The organism is Pseudomaricurvus hydrocarbonicus (assembly GCF_011602365.1).
Taxonomy (GTDB): Bacteria; Pseudomonadota; Gammaproteobacteria; order Pseudomonadales; family Cellvibrionaceae; genus Pseudomaricurvus; species Pseudomaricurvus hydrocarbonicus.
Genome location: NZ_JAAONZ010000015.1, coordinates 144,949 through 161,878, shown reverse-complemented (window position 1 = coordinate 161,878; position 16,930 = coordinate 144,949). Strand labels below are relative to the sequence as shown.

The window sequence follows — 16,930 nt, the reverse complement described above, 5'->3', positions numbered from 1 at the left end:
TTCCAATTCAACAACAATTCACCTTCTCCGTTCTTGCATCCAGGACAGTCTCTTATAGTCTCAGTAGTAACAAACTTCCGGCTCACGATGTAAGAGTTCTCCTCATGACCCAACCTCGTCAACAACTCATCTCACCGGCTGATACGCCCTACTACCACTGTGTCTCCCGGTGTGTCAGGCGTGCCTTTCTGTGTGGTTCGGATAAGGTCACCGGACAAAGTTATGAACATCGTCGGCAATGGCTGGAACACCGCATTCATTTACTCAGCTCCATCTTTGCCATCGACATTTGTGCCTATGCCGTTGAAAGCTGAAGAGGACAGGCACTACCTGAGAACTAAAACCAACACTTAAGTGTGAAACACTCCCCAATATCATTCCAATTCAACAACAATTCACCTTCTCCGTTCTTGCATCCAGGGCAGTCTCTTATAGTCTCATCAGTAACAAACTTCCGGCTCACGATGTAAGAGTTCTCCTCATGACCCAACCTCGTCAACAACTCATCTCACCGGCTGATACGCCCTACTATCACTGTGTCTCCCGGTGTGTCAGGCGTGCCTTTCTGTGTGGTTCGGATAAGGTCACCGGACAAAGTTATGAACATCGTCGGCAATGGCTGGAACACCGCATTCATTTACTCAGCTCCATCTTTGCCATCGACATTTGTGCCTATGCCGTGATGAGCAATCACTACCATCTGGTCGTTAAGCTGAACGACTCGGGTGAGTGGACGGATCATATGGTGCTGGATCGCTGGTTGACTCTCTATAAAGGCCCTTTGCTGATCCAGCGTTATTACAACGGCGAGGCCCTGTCCAAGGTGGAAAAAGAAGCCGTTTCACAAATCATCAACGTCTGGCGACAGCGCCTTCAAAGCCTAAGCTGGTTCATGAAGTGCCTGAACGAACCCATTGCCCGACTCGCCAATGCCGAGGACAATTGCACGGGTCACTTTTGGGAATCCCGCTTTAAATCACAGGCATTACTCACCGACGAAGCGTTACTGTCGTGCATGGCTTATGTGGATCTCAACCCTATCCGCGCGGGAATGGCCAAAACACCAGAGACCTCGGAGCACACCAGTATTCAGGAACGCATCAACCCTGTGATTACGTTGGAAAGCGCCATCAAGGATCAGGCATTAGCCAGCGAATTTAACCTGCCGATCAAGCCACTCTTGCCCTTTGAAGATACTATCCGTTCAACCTGCCAAGCGGGCATTGCCTATTTACTGAGTGATTACCTGCAACTGGTGGATTGGACAGGTCGTGCCGTACGCGATGACAAACGGGGTGCGATCCCCGAACACCTGCCTCCCATTCTTAAACGATTCAACATTCCCGCTGAGCATTGGCTGACCAACAGCCAACACTTTGAACAGATCGTGCATCGACGATTTCGAAAATCGGCCTAGATAACACCAGCACTCCTGGCATATTGACCCAACGGTTCAGGCCGATGGGTTTCTGTGTCTGAAAGATGGGTTTTTGACGTGTATTAAGCTGTTAATCCAGTAGTGCTGATTAATTTGAGGAATCCTGATACAAACTTCAATGTGTGCAGCAGGATGTTTGAAGATCTTTTTAGGAGTGCCTGTCCCTTATTTGTTCTGTGTGTCCCTTATTTGTTATTGTTGATCCAGTCGATCTGATTAATTTGAGGAATCCTGATGCAAGCTTCGATGTGTGCAGCAGGATGTTTGAAGATCTTTTTAGGAGTGCCTGTCCCTTATTTTTAGTATCAAAAATATGGGTTTTTGACGTGTATTAAACTGTTGAACCAGTAATGCTGATTAACTTGAGGAATCCTGATACAAGCTTCGATGTGTACAGCAGGATTTTTGAAGACCTTTTTAGGAGTGCCTGTCCCTTATTTGTTCGGACCTGGATCATGAGTGGGATCCTTGAGTGACGCAAACGAGACAAACATCATCGGAATGGACTCGTCACCTGCCGCAGCCCAGATGGCATCATTGGTGTCCCAGCTTTGGTAAAACCAGTGGTTCGAGCGCGTTGCCCCGTGTTGGGCGATGTCGCCCTCGAAACCGAGAAACAAATCGAAGTGGCAGATCGATGGCTTGAAAGTCGCTATCTCGCGAGCCCAGGGCTGCTGGCAAATTTCCTCTGGCAGCAGGTGCTTCACGGTTTCACCGGCGCCGATCGCCGAGACGATGGTGGGTGCGTTAAATTCTTCACCCGAGCTGGTGCGCACGCCTACGGCTTTGCCATCTTCAAGCAATATCTCGCTGACCGGTGTGCCGGCCCGGGCACTGCCACCCGCCGCTTCGATCACGGGCACCAGTCTGCTGGCAATGGCGGTCGCACCGCCGACAGGATAGGCGGCGCCTTCAAGATAGTGGCCGATAATGGTGGCGTGAAAGGCGAAACTCGCTTCTTTCGGTTTGCCGCCATAGGTGCCCCACTGTGCCGACAAAACGGAGGCGAGCTTCGGGTTGCTGGTGAGTTCCGCAATCACCTCGTCAGTCGTACGACTGCACCAGCGTTGGATTTTCTTCTTATTCCACCAATGATGTGCGGAACGAAACGGCTCGGGTATCGCTCGCTCGGCACCCACCATGTGTGCGGCTTCCTCCGCCGACAGCAACGCCTCAAAGTAGGCATCGATTTCAGCGGCATTATCGGGAAACCGCTCTTTAAGTTCCATCTTGTAAGCTTCTGCCGGGCGCCCTACGGATATCTCGAATCCATCCGGGAAGTGCAACGTGTCGTAGACGGTGCCAACCGAGCGAAACTCGATTGTTCCGCCGCTGAGCCAGTCCAGGATCCGACCCGCTAATTGATCATGACCGAATGTGCCGCAATAGTGGAGGCCGACATCCCAGCTAAAACCCTCGTGGCTGAAACTGTGAGTCAGCCCGCCGATCGCCTGCGCCTGCTCAAGCAGCAGGACTTTGTGATCCAGGCGGGAAAGCGCAGCGGCCGTCGTCATACCTCCCATACCGGAGCCGATGACAATGACATCGAACTCGTTTGCTGACGATTTAGTAGTCATTCTACGGTACCTCCTTTTCTTCTCTGAATGTCTGCCAAAAATAGCCGTAACTGATCGAATTTCAGCTCAACCAATCAGTCTTGATCATGGCGGACATTTACATTCCACCTTCGAGGAAACTGAAGAGGACAGGTACCCCTTCTGGCACCCCTTCTAATTAAGAGCTGAAGAGAGCTGAAGAGGACAGGCACTCCCTGCGTGCTCCCTGCGAACTAAAGCCGGTACTTAAGTGTGAAACACACACAAATAATAGTTCAATTCCAGAACAAATCAGCTCATCAGACCTTGTAACACGAACAGCCTCTTATATTCTCAAAAGGAATTAAGAACAGCTCACCATTTCAGAAGCTCCGTCATGACCCAACCTCGTAAACAACTCATATCACCGGCTGATACGCCCTACTACCACTGTGTCTCCCGGTGCGTCAGGCGTGCCTTTTTGTGTGGTTCGGATAAGGTCACCGGACAAAGTTATGAACATCGTCGGCAATGGCTGGAACACCGCATTCATTTACTCAGCTCCATCTTTGCCATCGACATTTGTGCCTATGCCGTGATGAGTAATCACTACCATCTGGTGGTTAAGCTGAGCGAGTCGGGTGAATGGACGGATCAGATGGTGCTGGACCGCTGGTTAACTCTCTATAAAGGCCCTCTATTGGTTCAGCGTTATTACAATGGCGAGACCTTGTCCAAGGTGGAAAAAGAAGCCGTTTCAGACATCATTGACGTCTGGAGAAAACGCCTTCAAAGCCTAAGCTGGTTCATGAAGTGCCTGAACGAACCCATTGCCCGACTCGCCAATGCCGAGGACAATTGCACGGGTCACTTTTGGGAATCCCGCTTTAAATCACAGGCATTGCTCACCGACGAAGCGTTACTGTCGTGCATGGCTTATGTGGATCTCAACCCTATCCGCGCGGGAATGGCCAAAACACCAGAGACCTCGGAGCACACCAGTATTCAGGAACGCATCAACCCTGTGATTACGTTGGAAAGCGCCATCAAGGATCAGGCATTAGCCAGCGAATTTAAGCTGCCGATCAAGCCACTCTTGCCCTTTGAAGATACTATCCGTTCAACCTGCCAAGCGGGCATTGCCTATTTACTGAGTGATTACCTGCAACTGGTGGATTGGACAGGTCGTGCCGTACGCGATGACAAACGGGGTGCGATCCCCGAACACCTGCCTCCCATTCTTAAACGATTCAACATTCCCGCTGAGCATTGGCTGACCAACAGCCAACACTTTGAACAGATCGTGCATCGACGATTTCGAAAATCGGCCTAGATGACACCAGCACTCCTGGCATATTGACCCACCGGTTCAGGCCGATAGGCTTCTGTATCAAAAATATGGGTTTTTGACGTGTATTAAACTGTTGAACCAGTAATGCTGATTAATTTGAGGAATCCTGATACAAGCTTCGATGTGTACAGCAGGATTTTTGAAGATCTTTTTAGGAGTGCCTGTCCCTTATTTTTATGTCCCTTATTTGTTTATCATCAGTGGCAAGAGGGGGTGTTTTTAAAAATCAACGGAACTGTGTAAGCGCCGTTTTAGTAACTTATTGGTTCTTTACTAATTCCGGTCGTATAGGTGTTAGCTGTTTTATGTGATAAGCCCACTGACGTAAAGTAGCTCTTCAACAATGGCTCGATACTCAAGTTTTGTTTTTCTAATGTCATCCCGCCTACAATTGTACTTAACTCTATGTGCCGAAAGATTGCCGAGCTCACGAAATTTGTCCATATCTTTTTTAACATCATTCGATATTTCGATCTCTGTTCGAGAGATTGCCTTATTAATTAGTGTTTTGAGGTTTTGATAATTACCTTCACTATCTTTTACATCGGCTTCTATATTTGCATGCTCAAAACAATGAATAAGAAGAACCTCTAAAAGCCGTCGCATAATAAGGGAGCATGCATCAAATAAATTATGCTCATATGATGAATTTATTTGTTGCGCCAATTTTATTAAATATGGGCGTTTAGTTTCTTGTAAAAGTATTTCTGGGAGAATTGAGTCATCCGACAAAATCTCCTCCGACTCAGAAACGTCGGGGTGGCTGGATCTCAGCGTTGCTAGCTTCTTTGCTGAAATCCGAAATAGACCTTTCTTAGTGCCGTTGACAAAAGAAGTAGACTTTACGATTTTACCCTTAAGACGAGTTTGGTTGGGTTTGGCAAAGCCAAGAGCAAAAATAAGTGATGAAATATCACTAACTGTAAACTCAGGTTCTTGCTTATTTTCGAGAAGATAATAAGCAAGGTACTCAACTTTTTCGAGCTCGGACTTTTCTAGCAACTCGAACTGACTAGAGAATTGTTCTACTTTCATGATTCTGGGAGCATGTCTGATACATAAATCTCACCAGTTCGCGTGAGGCTCCATAGCGTACTATCTTCAGCGTCAGCCTCGAAGAGATCTCTTTTATTCTTTTCATTAATCATGATTTGACGTAAATGGGCAGGACGCTTTAATTTCAACATTTTGTAGGCATACTCAATTTGACCTTCAGTAAAATTGTCATTACCAAGAAGGTCAGTTATATAAAAGCCCATAACAGCGATAATATTACCGTTACCCGTACCAGGCTTTTTCTCTTCCATAAATGCTGATAATGATGGAACGTCATTGCCGCCATGAATATCAAAACGCTCTATTGAAACTTTGGGCGCAGCTTTCTTGCCTTGGGTTGTTTTGCTGGCAGCGGCTTTTTTCGCGGGGGCCTTTTGTGGTGCTGCTTTGTGAGCTGGGGGCGGAAGTTGTTGCTCAGCTATTTGAGGAGCCTTAAGAAGCTCTTTAAACTCATTAAGGTAGCCACTCACGAAAGACTCACTACCTTCAAGCTCGATAGTCCCTTCCTTTAAATTAATTTTTGCTTTTGTTGTTTCACCCACTTATATATCCCCTTAGTGTGATCGATCTTGTTTTGACAGTTAACAGTTTCTTATGCCCAACATTGGACATATCCCGAAGCAACATATCCTGCTCCAGAATCTCAATTTTTAAAAAATCAGGGAAATAACAAGGCGGGAGTAACGATCAGCATCCGTGTTAGACATATCTTCCTGATACATATCTTTTGAAATTCCTAAAACAATATCTCTAACCTATTGAAAATACAATAATTTTCTACCCCTTCAGGCAGCCCTTTCAGAGATATGTCCAACGTGATGTATGATTCTCCATCTTAAAAGCCAGCCCTTTGCCATTCATGCTCAACAGATGCGCGGCAATAATCGGCCAGTCATGCGGCGCAGCAATCGGGTGCTGCCAATCGCGGTTTGCAGACAGACCCGGCCTTTGCCTTGGGTTAGCTTCGGCTCACCTTTTTTATCGACACGGCCGATCTGTACACTCTCGCGACTCACCGCCTGATCCCGCAACAGAGTCAATGCTGCCTGCAGCTGTGCTTCGGGCACCATGGCGACAAAGCATCCCTCATTGGCCACGTAGAGCGGGTCCAGCCCCAACAGTTCACAGCCGCCGACCACCACCTCACTGACCGGAATGGCGGTTGCGGAAAGGGTCATCGACAGGCCACTGAGTTCGGCCAATTCCACCAGGATGGACGCCAGTCCCCCACGAGTCGCATCGCGCATGCAGTGTACGTCGATGCCGTTTTCCAGCAGGGTCGTCACGGCTGGCAGCAGTGACGCGCAATCACTGGTAATCGGGGTATCAAACTGCAGGCCTTCGCGCTGCGCCATGATGGCCAGGCCGTGGCGGCCGACACCCGCAGAGAGAACAATCGCATCGCCGGGCTGGATCGATTGCGGTGCAATGGTGCCGGGCCATTCACGCACCCCGATACCGGCGGTGTTGATGTACAGTCCGTCACCGTGGCCGCGATCCACCACCTTGGTATCACCGGTGACAATAGCGACCTCACACTCTTTGGCGGCGGCCGCCATAGAGTCGAGAATGGTGGTCAGGGTTTCCAGGGGTAATCCCTCTTCGATGATCAGGCTACAACTGAGATAGCGTGGTCGGGCACCGGCCATCAACAGGTCATTGACCGTGCCGTACACCGCCAGTTTACCGATATCCCCGCCCGGAAAGATCAGCGGATTGATGACGTAAGAGTCAGTGGTAAAGGCAACCCGGGCATCGCCGAACTGCAACAGTGCGCTGTCGTGGCCGCGAGCCAATTCTGCATTGGCAAAGCGTGGCTGAATCACCTGCTCCAATAACTGTTGCGACAGCTGTCCGCCGCCGCCGTGATCCAGTTGCACCTGGTCAGCGTGAAACGGTGGCGGACACTGAAGGCCAAAGTCGTTGTGATCGTCGAGTATATCGCTCATAGGTCGCTTTTATAGTATTCGTTACTGTGATCAACACACATCACTGGTAATTAAAGTAGGCCGCACACGCCCCTTCCGAAGACACCATCGGGGCACCCAGCGGGTGTTCGGGACGGCAGCGATGACCAAAGTGCGGGCACTGCTTCGGCTTTTTAATCCCTTGCAGGATGTCGCCACTGATGCACTCGCTCGGGCTTGCCGCGGGTAACGCCGTATCCAAGAGCGCAACCGCATTGAACATTTGATAGCTCGGGCTCAACCGCAAACCACTGTTCGCAATGCTCCCTATGCCCCGCCAGTGTTGATCGCTCACCTCAAACACGTCATTCACCAGAGACTGCGCACGGGCATTGCCCTGATCGTTCGCGACCCTTCGGTACGGGTTCTCGACCCTGGCCTCACCGCGCTCCAGTTGTGCAACGCAACACAGAATGCCCTGTAAAATATCCACCGGTTCAAAACCGGTAATCACCATTGGCACACGGTAGCGCGCGACCAGCTGTTGATAGGGTTCGATGCCGGTGACGGCACACACATGCCCCGGCGCCAGAAAACCCTGCACCCGATTGTTGAGCCCTTCGACAATGGTGCTGATGGCCGGCGGCACCAAAAAGTGAGACAGCAGCACAAAGAAATTGTTTAATCGCCACTGCCGCGCCTGTGCCAGCGCCAGAGCCGTCGCCGGGCCGGTGGTTTCAAAACCCACCGCCAAAAAAACGACCTTGCGTTGAGGATTGGCGCGGGCAATTGCCAGGGCATCCATGGGCGAATAGAGCATGCGCACATCCGCACCGGTGGCTTTCACGGCCTGCAAGCTCTGCTGGCTACCGGGCACCCGCAACATATCCCCAAACGAACAGAGAATGACATCCGGGCGCTGGGCCAGGGCGATAGCCTGGTCGAGAATTTCCGCTGCCGTGACACAGACCGGGCAACCTGGCCCGTGCACCAGCTGCACCGAGGCAGGCAACAATTGCTCAAGTGCATTTTTGACAATGCTGTGAGTCTGCCCACCGCAGACCTCCATCAAGACCCACGGCTGCGTCACCACGGTCCGGATTTTTTCAGCCAGCCGTTCGGTTGCGTGTCGGTCACGGTATTCCGTCAGATACTTCACAGATCACCTATGGCCTTCAGGTCTTCGAAAATTTGTTGCGCCTGCTGTGGGTCCACCTGACTGATGGCCACCCCCACATGCACAATCACATAGTCACCCGGTTGCGCCTGCGGAACAAAAGTGAGGTTCACCGTCTTGCGGACACCGGCAAAGCTGACACTGGCGGTACGGGCCAGCTCACCTTCCGTCAGGATCGCCTCAATGCGACCGGGTATGGCAAGACACATGGGCACTTGATCTCTTCATTAAGGGCTCTGGTTTCAGTTCCATGTCAGATATCATCGCCAGTCTTCCTCGTCAGACCTCATTGTTATCAACTATAGTGTAAATCCACCGACTGCAACGCACTGTAGAGTTGTCCCACCGCCAGACCCCCATCATTGGGGGGCACCTGCGCATGGGTGAAAACCTCCCGTCCCGATTTCTCCAAAGACTGAATCGCCGTTTCGGTCAGGTAGCGGTTCTGAAACACGCCACCGCTTAAAAACACCGGTAACGCCGGAAACTCGTGTACCGTTGCCGTAATCATAGCCGCCAACGTATTGTGCACCGTGGCCGCCAAAGTTTCCGTCATCTGTTCCGTGCACGAATTCAACGTTGAATTTCTACATTCGTTGCCCCCCGCAACACGCTCCAACAGAGCCTTCACCATCGGTCGCCAGTCAATGACCAGGCCGCGATCGCTGTGCTTCAGAGCAAACGGCAAACAGCCACTGGTATCGTCTGCACGCCAGGCCAACGCTTCCAGCTGCATCGCCGCATCGGCCTCAAAGCGATTGAACATGGCCACCTGCAACAGCGCTGCCACGGCGTCAATCAGACGCCCGGCACTGGAACAGAGCGGGCTGTTAACGCGATTTTTTAACAGGATGTGCAAGTTGCGCAATTCACTGTCACTAAAGGCGGCTCGAAGGTGGGCCGGGCAATCCATGCCGGCCTCTGTCAAGAGACCCAATGCCTGGCGGCGCGGTTCGCGGATTGCCGACTCCCCCCCCGGCAGAGGAAACGGATGCAGGTGTGCCACGCGTTGAACCTTTCTCTGGCCATCCCACAGAAAGCATTCACCGCCCCACAGGTTGCCATCATCACCCAGGCCCGACCCGTCCCAGCAGATACCCAGTGCCGGACCGCGATGATTGTGTTCCGCCATCACACTGAAAAAATGCGCGACATGATGCTGCACACGCTGAATGCGATACCCGGCTTCTGCGGCCCACTGGCTGCTGCCGTAGTCCGGGTGCAGATCAGTGATCACCGCCGAATAATCACTGCCACAAAACACCTTGCCGCGCGCGGCTATGCGTTCAAATCGCTGCAGACTCGACAGGGCATCCAGGTCGCCAATATGGGCGCTGGCCAGCAGGCTGTCCGGCAGAGACAGCGCAAGGCTGTTTTTCTGATGTCCGCCCACCGCCAGCAGCGCTTTATCCGCTCTCGGTTTTTGCTTCACTGACCCGACATTCACAGGCAACACGTAGGGTGCGAGACCCCGACCGGCACGTATCGTCACCGGCTTGCCGTTGATTACGCGCACCACGGAATCGTCCAGTGGCTGGGTGATGATCAGATCGTGCAGCACAAAGCAGTCGGCAATGCCGCCCAACTTTTCCTGCGCTTCACGATTGTCAATGCACAGTCGCTCGCCACTGCGGTTGCCACTGGTGGCCACCAGCGGCGTCGACCAAACCGTGAACAGCAGTTCGTGCAATGGCGACGGCGGCAACATGGCGCCTATATTGCCCGCTGCCCCTGCAATCTCGTCGGGCAGTCGGGCCTTGCTGTTGACCAACACTATCGGCCGCACCGCCGACGACAACGCCTGCCGCTCGGGTTGATAAGCATCCCCCTCGACATCTCCGTAGTCGTGCAGCTGCTGCAGGGATGCAAACATCACCGCCAGCGGTTTGGCCGGCCGGTGCTTGCGCTGGCGGAGACGTTGCACGGCCTCGGGGTTGAGTGCATCGACGAGCAACTGAAAGCCGCCCACACTTTTCAGGGCGACAATGTTGCCCTGCCGCAGCTGCTCTGTAACGAGCGCGAGGACACCGTCACCTTGCGCCCGTGTGACGCCGGCATGATCCAGCAGCGATAAGCCAGGCCCACATTGCGGGCAGCTGATTGCCTGGTAGTGACAGCGTCGATCGTGGGGGCTCTGATATTCTGCCCGACAGTGCTCACACAGGGAAAATTCCGAAAAACTGGTGTGCCCGCGATCATACGGCAGCGAGCGCAACACCGACCAGCGCGGACCGCAGGCGGTACAGCTGATGAAGGGATACTGGTAGCGCCGATTGTGCGGGTCGTGGAATTCACGCAGGCATTCGTCGCACGGGGCCAGATCGTGAGGGATGGCAATGGCGCTGGCACGGTCGGGATCAATCGTCGTGGGCATAATCACAAAATGCCCGGCATCCCCTTCGATGTCCGCGACAACCGACAGGGCTTGCGTTTCAATGGTTTCAATTCGGGCATTGGCCAGCGGCAGCGCTCGCAAGCCCTGGTGAAAACGCTTGAGCAGGGCCTCCCCGCCTTGCACCTCAATCACCGCCCCCCCGGAGCTGTTGGCGACCCAGCCACTGACTCCCACTTCAACCGCCAGCCGCTGCACAAACGGCCGAAAGCCCACCCCCTGAACCGTGCCTTTGATGTCCAGTCGCTGACGCAGCTGAGCTGTTGCCTGTTTGACAGGCATCGTGGTTTGAGACTCCGACTTGCGAGTGGAAGTTTTTCCCGTCGGCTGTTGATGTGCTGCCGGCGTGGTCCCTGTAGCGTTAACAACGGGCTCAGTTCTGTTTTGTCTCACACAACAACTCCCTTATTCCATAGGAGATATTCCCTGGGTTAACAGCCGCAACACAAAAATCAACAGCCGGCTAGTCATCGGCGGTGGTCAGTTCAACACTGGTCAGAACAATATCCTGCGCCGTCGGCGCGTGAATATCGTCATTACAAATGACCGTCAGATCCACCCTTTCCAGGTCGGTACCAATGACCGCGGTCTCGAAATGCTGACGAAAGTGCTCAGCCGAAATATGCGCCAATGCGCCCAATTCCACCGTGACGGAGGTTAATTGATTCGGTTGCTGCTGCTGAGCAATCTGACGAATTTTGTTCAACAGATCTTTAAGCAGTGACAGTTCATGCATAGCCGCGGTTCCGGATGTTTATGATGCGTTGGCCGTCACGGCCGGCCGCAGTGCTTCCACCACATGACTGACGGCCGCAGCAACGACCGCACGGGGTCGAGTGCCCGGCTCAAACTGTGACGTCACCACCGCATAGATGGTTAACTGTTGCGGCGCCTGACCCAGTGCCTGACTGAGACGGATCGCCTGTGCGATGTCGACAATATGGCTGGACGTCGGCCGCGTTAAGGTGTGCAGAATCGTCGTATCTTCCAGAGCATTAGCAATGATCACCAGGCTGCCATCTTCCCGCTGCGGATCACAACAGGCATCAATCAGATAGACCCGTTTTCGACCCGCCCACGCATTGATCAGGTTCAGGGTGTCGGCAGGGTTTTCCAGCAGATCAACCGCCTCCGGGTTTTGCGCCTGCAACGCATCCAGCACCAAGGGGCCGATGCCGTCGTCACCGCGCCAGCGATTTCCCAGGCCGATGATCAACGGTTTGCTCATTGCTGCTCTGCACCTTTTTCCAGCGTGAGCTTCAGAAAATGCGTCGCACAGGAAATGCAGGGATCGTAATTGCGAATCGCCTGCTCACAGCGATGGCGCAACTCGTCTTCACTCAACTGCATCAGCGCCGGCAACATAAGGCGCAGGTCATCTTCAATGGTTTTCTGGTTTTGCGACGTGGGCGGTATGATTTTCGCGGTCACAATTTTTCCGTCGTCACCGATCCGGTAACCGTGATACAAAATACCCCGCGGTGCTTCGGTAATGGCATAGCCACTGCCCGCCCGTACTGTTGGCTGCTGGTAAGACGACCCCGTCTGAGTGTTGTGCCTAAAAGAAGCTTCCTGTTTTGAACAAGAAGCTTCCTGTTTTGAACAAGAAACCCCCTGTTTTGAAAAAAAATCCAGCACCATCATGGCCGTCTCGACCGCATGCACGACCTCCAGGGCGCGAATCAAAATACTGCCAAACGGATTCACATACGGCGGCGTCACCTGGATCTCTGCGGCCAGCTGTTTTGCCGTGGGTGACAGGGTCTCGAAATTTAAATTAAAGCGCGCCATCGGGCCGACAAAATAGGGGCGCTTGCCATCCAGCAAACAGTGCAGGGCATTGCTGTGTGCGACCTGCTGCTCGATAAAATGGTTTTCGAAGTCACACGCTTCGATATTCAGCCCTTCGCTCGAAACCAGCCGTCCGCTGTTCATCGGGTACTCGTGTTCATCGTGCAGGGCGACAAACAGGTAGGGGTGCTGCTGGCGATCAAAATCGGGGATCGTCAGGGTGGCCACCCAGCGCGTCAAGGCAACGGCCTGTTCAAGAGCATCGTCAAGTGAGGCTCTTAACTCTGACAGCTCCTGCCGGGAGGGCAGTTTGTAAAAGCCGCCAACGCGGACATTGATCGGGTGAATCTCACGCCCCCCCAAAACACGCACAATTGCGTTGCCGGCTTTCTTAAGCGCCAATGCCTGCTGCACAACCTGCGGGTGTACACTGGCCATCTCCACCGCGCTGTCGAGATGCAGAAAATCGGGGGCGTGCAGCATGGCCATGTGCAGCACATGGCTTTCAATCCACTCGCCGCAATAGAGCAGACGACGCAGCTGCTCAATGGCCGGATCAACGGCAATCCCCAGCGCCTGCTCCATCGCATGCACTGCACTCATCTGATACGCCACCGGGCAGATGCCACAGATGCGCGCGGTAATGTCCGGTGCTTCGGTGTAGTCGCGCCCCTGCAGAAAAGCTTCAAAAAAACGCGGTGGCTCAAAGATTTTCAGTTTCACCTCGTGCACCGCCGTATCATCGTAACGGATATAGAGTGCCCCCTCTCCTTCCACTCGGGCCAGGTAGTCGACGCGTAGGGTTTTGGTTTTATCCGTCATGGTGACTTTCCCGGAGGATTCTGACGGTCCCGGCGGATACTGGACGCAGCATTGTGAAACGGCGGCGCTGCGGTATTAAAGTTCGTGAAATTTTCCAGAATTTTGACCGTTTCAATCCCCAGAGAGGACTGCCAGTCAATCAGTGCTTGCGGATTGGCATTTTCCTTCGGCCCATAACAGCCGTAACAGGGACGATGGTAACGGGGACAAAGGGCGCCGCAACCGGCCTGGGTCACTGGCCCCATACAGGCTTCACCGCGACTGACCGCCACACACACCGTATTGTTGAGTTTGCACTCGACACACACCGCATGCTCACTGATGCGAGGGCGGCGCCGGTTTAAAAACGCACTGATCACTTCCACCAACTGGTGTTTGTTGATCGGGCAACCGCGCAACTCAAAGTCAATGTTGACGTGATCACTCAGCGGGGTCGATCTGTCGAGTGTGTCGATGTACTCCGGGTTGGCGTAGACGATCTGAATGTAATCATCGACCTGCGCCATATTGCGCAGTGCCTGAATGCCACCGGCGGTGGCGCAGGCGCCTATGGCGATCAGGAAACGGGACTGAGCGCGCACAGCTTGAATCAATTCCCGTTGTTCCGGGGTGGTGATAGACCCTTCAACAATCGACAGGTCATATGGGCCCGGTAGCTGGCGGCTGCTCGCCTCCATAAAATAGGCAATGTCCACTTGCCCGGCGAGGGTCAGCAGTTCATCTTCACAATCGAGCAAACTCAGCTGGCAGCCATCACAGGAGGTGAATTTCCACACCGCCAGCTTGGCTTTGCCTGCCGGTGCGTCATCCGAAGGCGACGGATGTTTCGACGTCGAAGTGGCTTCCGTCATCACAACTCCCTCTGGAAAAACCACGGCGCGATGTCGGCATAGCAAAACACCGGGCCATCTTTGCAGATAAAGTGGGGCCCCCACTGACAGTGACCACAGTGGCCCACCGCGCAATGCATGTTGCGCTCCATCGACAGATAGAGGGCAGTATCCGGCAGGCCCTGCTTTTGCAACGCCTGAATGGTAAACCGCATCATAATTTCCGGGCCACAGATCACCGCCAGGGTATTGTCAGGGTCCATCTCTGCCGAAGCCAGCAACTGAGTAATCACCCCCACATGACCGCGCCAGTCAGGGCCGGCCTGATCCACACTCAGCTGCACCTCGATCTTTTCGCTCCAGTGAATAAGACTCTCTGGGTAGAGCAGCTCTTCGGGTCGTTTGCCACCGTAAAACAGCTGCACATGGCCATAGTGAGTGATGTCTGCCAACAAAGCCTCCAGCAGCGGTTTCAGGGGTGCCAGGCCAAGCCCGCCGGCAATCACCACCACCTTTTTGCCCGCTAACTGGTCCATCGGCCAGCCACGACCAAACGGCCCGCGCACCCCCAGCTGATCGCCAACCTGTAACCGAGCCAGCGCCTCGGTGGTTTTGCCCACCGCCCGCAAGGTGTGCGTATAGCGGTCCGCAGAGCGGACTGAATCACTGGCATTGATCGAACCACTCAGAGAAATCGGCACCTCGCCGGCGCCAAAGCTGTACAGCATATTGAACTGACCGGGCCGGGCCACTGGCAGCGGTTGATCGTCCAGCGGCTGCAGCTCCAGGGTAACCGTCGCGGTAATCTCGTCGCGCCGATCGGTCACAGTAAACAGGCGAGGGGTATTCACCGCAGCGATTCTCCCGGCCGGCACAGCGGTGCCGGGTCAGCACTGTAAACATCCAGCAGCTGAAAACGGGCACCGTGAATGCGCTGCACCAATACCGCCGCCAACCGCTTGAGTAACTCAAACCCCAGGGCCGGATCGGTGTCGCACTTCGCCCGGATGCAGCGACCGTCCAGACGCACCGTGCGCAATCGCGACAGCGCCCGTGCATCAAACTGGTAGCGGTACGGAGGAATCAGCCACGACCAGCCAATAATGTCATTGTCGGTCAGCGACAGCAGTGGCACCGGCGGTTGATTGTGCTGGTGGGTTTCGATAACGGCGTGCCCCTCCAGCAACAGATAGAAAAAATCCGCGGGGTCATTCTCGCGGGTCAGGTAGTCACCCTCGGCAAAGCGACGCAATTGACCACAACTGGCAATAAAATCCACCTGATCAGGCTTCATCCCCTTGAACAATGAGTGTTCGGAGACAAATTGCGCCACGGTTTTCATGGCTTATCCGCCTGCTGAATCGCCTGCAACTGCTCAGTAATGTCGATGCCCACCGGACACCAGCTGATGCACCGGCCACACCCCACACAGCCCGAGTGACCAAACTGATCGATCCAGCTCGCCAGCTTGTGGGTCATCCACTGGCGGTAACGGGAGCGGGTGGTCTGTCGCACTGAGCCGCCGTGGATGTAACTGAACTCGCCATTAAAGCACGAATCCCACTGCTGCCAGCGCTCGGCGTGTTCACCGGTCAGATCGGTGGTGTCCTCCACCGCAGAACAAAAACAGGTGGGACAGGCCAGGGTGCAGTTGGCGCAGGACAGACAGCGATCGGCGACCTCATCCCAGGCGGGTGATTCCAGGTTGCGGTAGAGCAGTTCTTTGATGCCCGCGCTGTCAAAAAAGCGCGGGCCGGTTTGCATCTGCTGGCGGGCACTCTCAATGCCTTTTTTAGCCAGTGCTTGCTGTTTCGACGTTGCGGCACGCAGGGGCAAGGTGGCGAGAATGTTCCGGCCGCGCTCCGAACCCCCGTCGACCAGAAAATAGTGGCTTGCATCGTCGAGCACTTCGGTCAGTACCAGGTCACTGGGCAGAGTCACCTCCGGGCCGGTGTTCATACTGGCACAGAAACAGGTGGCCGCGGCGCGGGTACAGTTGACCGCCACGGTAAACAGAGACTGACGACGCTGGCTGTAGACCTCGTCGCGATGTTGATCGTGTACAAACACCGCATCCTGAATCTCAATGGCGTGCAGTTCACAACTGCGTACACCGAGAAACGCCAGTTGGGGCGCATCCTCCGACTGGGGCATAAACTGCAGCTGGCCGTTATGTTGACGAGCGCGCCACAACAGCCGTTTCGGCGGGTTGAGAAATTTTTTCCAGGCGTTGGCCGCCACCGTGTGGCCAAAGTAGCGCCCGTCCCCGGAGGGCAACAGACGGTAGTGCCCCTTCTCCTGCTCGTCCAGCCAGCCTTGTGAGAGATCGCGGACCGAGCGGATTTCATCGTAGACAATCGCCAACTCATCACGCACGGGACCAATGACCAGATAGCCACTGTCCCGTAAAGCCTGGATCAGAAGGTCCAGGTGTTCAGCTGCTAGAATGGCTGCTCGCATAATGACCCGCTCTGATCCACACCTTCATTTGACGATATCCATACGTCCCTGGTTACCTGCCGCTATAAGCCCTTATTTGAATATAGTGTTAAACCTCCCAAAGATAAAACCGGGGCCGCTGCGCCATTCGTGAATACGTACACCTCACGCCTGAGCCGTGAAAAGGCCAAC

General features: G+C 54.0%; 15 protein-coding genes and 2 pseudogenes. 3 read left to right on the top strand and 14 right to left on the bottom strand.

Annotated features, from left to right (window positions below):
• Positions 1–104: 104 nt before the first annotated feature.
• Both G8770_RS17340 and G8770_RS17335 read left to right on the top strand, forming a co-directional pair.
• Positions 105–311: pseudogene (locus G8770_RS17340) on the top strand (transposase); the annotation flags it as partial.
• A gap of 170 nt (positions 312–481) precedes the next feature.
• The gene (locus G8770_RS17335) at positions 482–1,417 is read left to right on the top strand and encodes a transposase (RefSeq protein ID WP_167189771.1); all 936 of its coding nucleotides are present in this window, start codon (positions 482–484) and stop codon (positions 1,415–1,417) included.
• Positions 1,418–1,872: 455 nt separating this feature from the next.
• Here G8770_RS17335 and G8770_RS17330 read toward each other — a convergent pair whose 3' ends face one another.
• Positions 1,873–3,015, bottom strand: a complete 1,143-nt coding sequence (locus tag G8770_RS17330) for a phytoene desaturase family protein (protein WP_167189768.1) — start codon at positions 3,013–3,015, stop codon at positions 1,873–1,875.
• A 355-nt stretch (positions 3,016–3,370) separates the two neighbouring features.
• Here G8770_RS17330 and G8770_RS17325 point away from each other — a divergent pair, with 355 nt between their 5' ends.
• On the top strand, positions 3,371–4,306 hold the full coding sequence (locus G8770_RS17325; protein WP_167189765.1) for a transposase: 936 nt from the start codon (positions 3,371–3,373) through the stop codon (positions 4,304–4,306).
• Positions 4,307–4,627: 321 nt separating this feature from the next.
• Here the strand turns inward: G8770_RS17325 and G8770_RS17320 are convergent, their stop codons facing one another.
• The 13 genes and pseudogenes from G8770_RS17320 to G8770_RS17260 form a co-directional block, all read right to left on the bottom strand.
• Positions 4,628–5,359, bottom strand: a complete 732-nt coding sequence (locus G8770_RS17320; RefSeq protein WP_167189763.1) for a DUF4145 domain-containing protein — start codon at positions 5,357–5,359, stop codon at positions 4,628–4,630.
• Positions 5,356–5,922, bottom strand: coding sequence for a hypothetical protein (locus G8770_RS17315; RefSeq protein ID WP_167189382.1), 567 nt, complete (start codon positions 5,920–5,922; stop codon positions 5,356–5,358). Before G8770_RS17315 ends, G8770_RS17320 begins: the two co-directional genes overlap by 4 nt.
• A 321-nt stretch (positions 5,923–6,243) precedes the next feature.
• Positions 6,244–7,329: a hydrogenase expression/formation protein HypE gene (gene hypE / locus G8770_RS17310; RefSeq protein WP_167189760.1), complete on the bottom strand. Its 1,086-nt coding sequence runs from the start codon at positions 7,327–7,329 to the stop codon at positions 6,244–6,246.
• 40 nt (positions 7,330–7,369) lie between these two features.
• On the bottom strand, positions 7,370–8,446 hold the full coding sequence (gene hypD / locus G8770_RS17305; RefSeq protein ID WP_167189757.1) for a hydrogenase formation protein HypD: 1,077 nt from the start codon (positions 8,444–8,446) through the stop codon (positions 7,370–7,372).
• Positions 8,443–8,673: a HypC/HybG/HupF family hydrogenase formation chaperone gene (locus G8770_RS17300; protein ID WP_167189792.1), complete on the bottom strand. Its 231-nt coding sequence runs from the start codon at positions 8,671–8,673 to the stop codon at positions 8,443–8,445. Before G8770_RS17300 ends, hypD begins: the two co-directional genes overlap by 4 nt.
• Positions 8,674–8,759: 86 nt before the next feature.
• Complete coding sequence (gene hypF, locus G8770_RS17295) at positions 8,760–11,249, bottom strand: carbamoyltransferase HypF (protein WP_167189754.1); 2,490 nt, start codon at positions 11,247–11,249, stop codon at positions 8,760–8,762.
• Between the two features lie 70 nt (positions 11,250–11,319).
• A complete protein-coding gene (locus G8770_RS17290) occupies positions 11,320–11,592 on the bottom strand; it encodes a hydrogenase/urease maturation nickel metallochaperone HypA (RefSeq protein ID WP_167189752.1) in 273 nt (90 codons plus the stop codon).
• Positions 11,593–11,610: 18 nt separating this feature from the next.
• A complete protein-coding gene (locus tag G8770_RS17285; RefSeq protein ID WP_167189749.1) occupies positions 11,611–12,084 on the bottom strand; it encodes a hydrogenase maturation protease in 474 nt (157 codons plus the stop codon).
• A gap of 98 nt (positions 12,085–12,182) precedes the next feature.
• Positions 12,183–13,469 (bottom strand): annotated as a pseudogene (locus G8770_RS17280) (Ni/Fe hydrogenase subunit alpha); the annotation flags it as partial.
• Positions 13,466–14,320, bottom strand: a complete 855-nt coding sequence (locus G8770_RS17275; protein ID WP_167189744.1) for an NADH-quinone oxidoreductase subunit B family protein — start codon at positions 14,318–14,320, stop codon at positions 13,466–13,468. The gene G8770_RS17275 and the pseudogene G8770_RS17280, both read right to left, overlap by 4 nt.
• Positions 14,320–15,150 (bottom strand): FAD/NAD(P)-binding protein, encoded by an 831-nt coding sequence (locus G8770_RS17270; RefSeq protein ID WP_341771167.1) that lies wholly within the window; start codon positions 15,148–15,150, stop codon positions 14,320–14,322. The genes G8770_RS17275 and G8770_RS17270 overlap by 1 nt, the downstream gene beginning before the upstream one ends.
• Positions 15,147–15,641, bottom strand: coding sequence for a cyclic nucleotide-binding domain-containing protein (locus G8770_RS17265; RefSeq protein WP_167189741.1), 495 nt, complete (start codon positions 15,639–15,641; stop codon positions 15,147–15,149). Before G8770_RS17265 ends, G8770_RS17270 begins: the two co-directional genes overlap by 4 nt.
• A complete protein-coding gene (locus G8770_RS17260) occupies positions 15,638–16,759 on the bottom strand; it encodes a 4Fe-4S dicluster domain-containing protein (RefSeq protein WP_167189738.1) in 1,122 nt (373 codons plus the stop codon). The genes G8770_RS17265 and G8770_RS17260 overlap by 4 nt, the downstream gene beginning before the upstream one ends.
• Positions 16,760–16,930 lie beyond the last annotated feature (171 nt).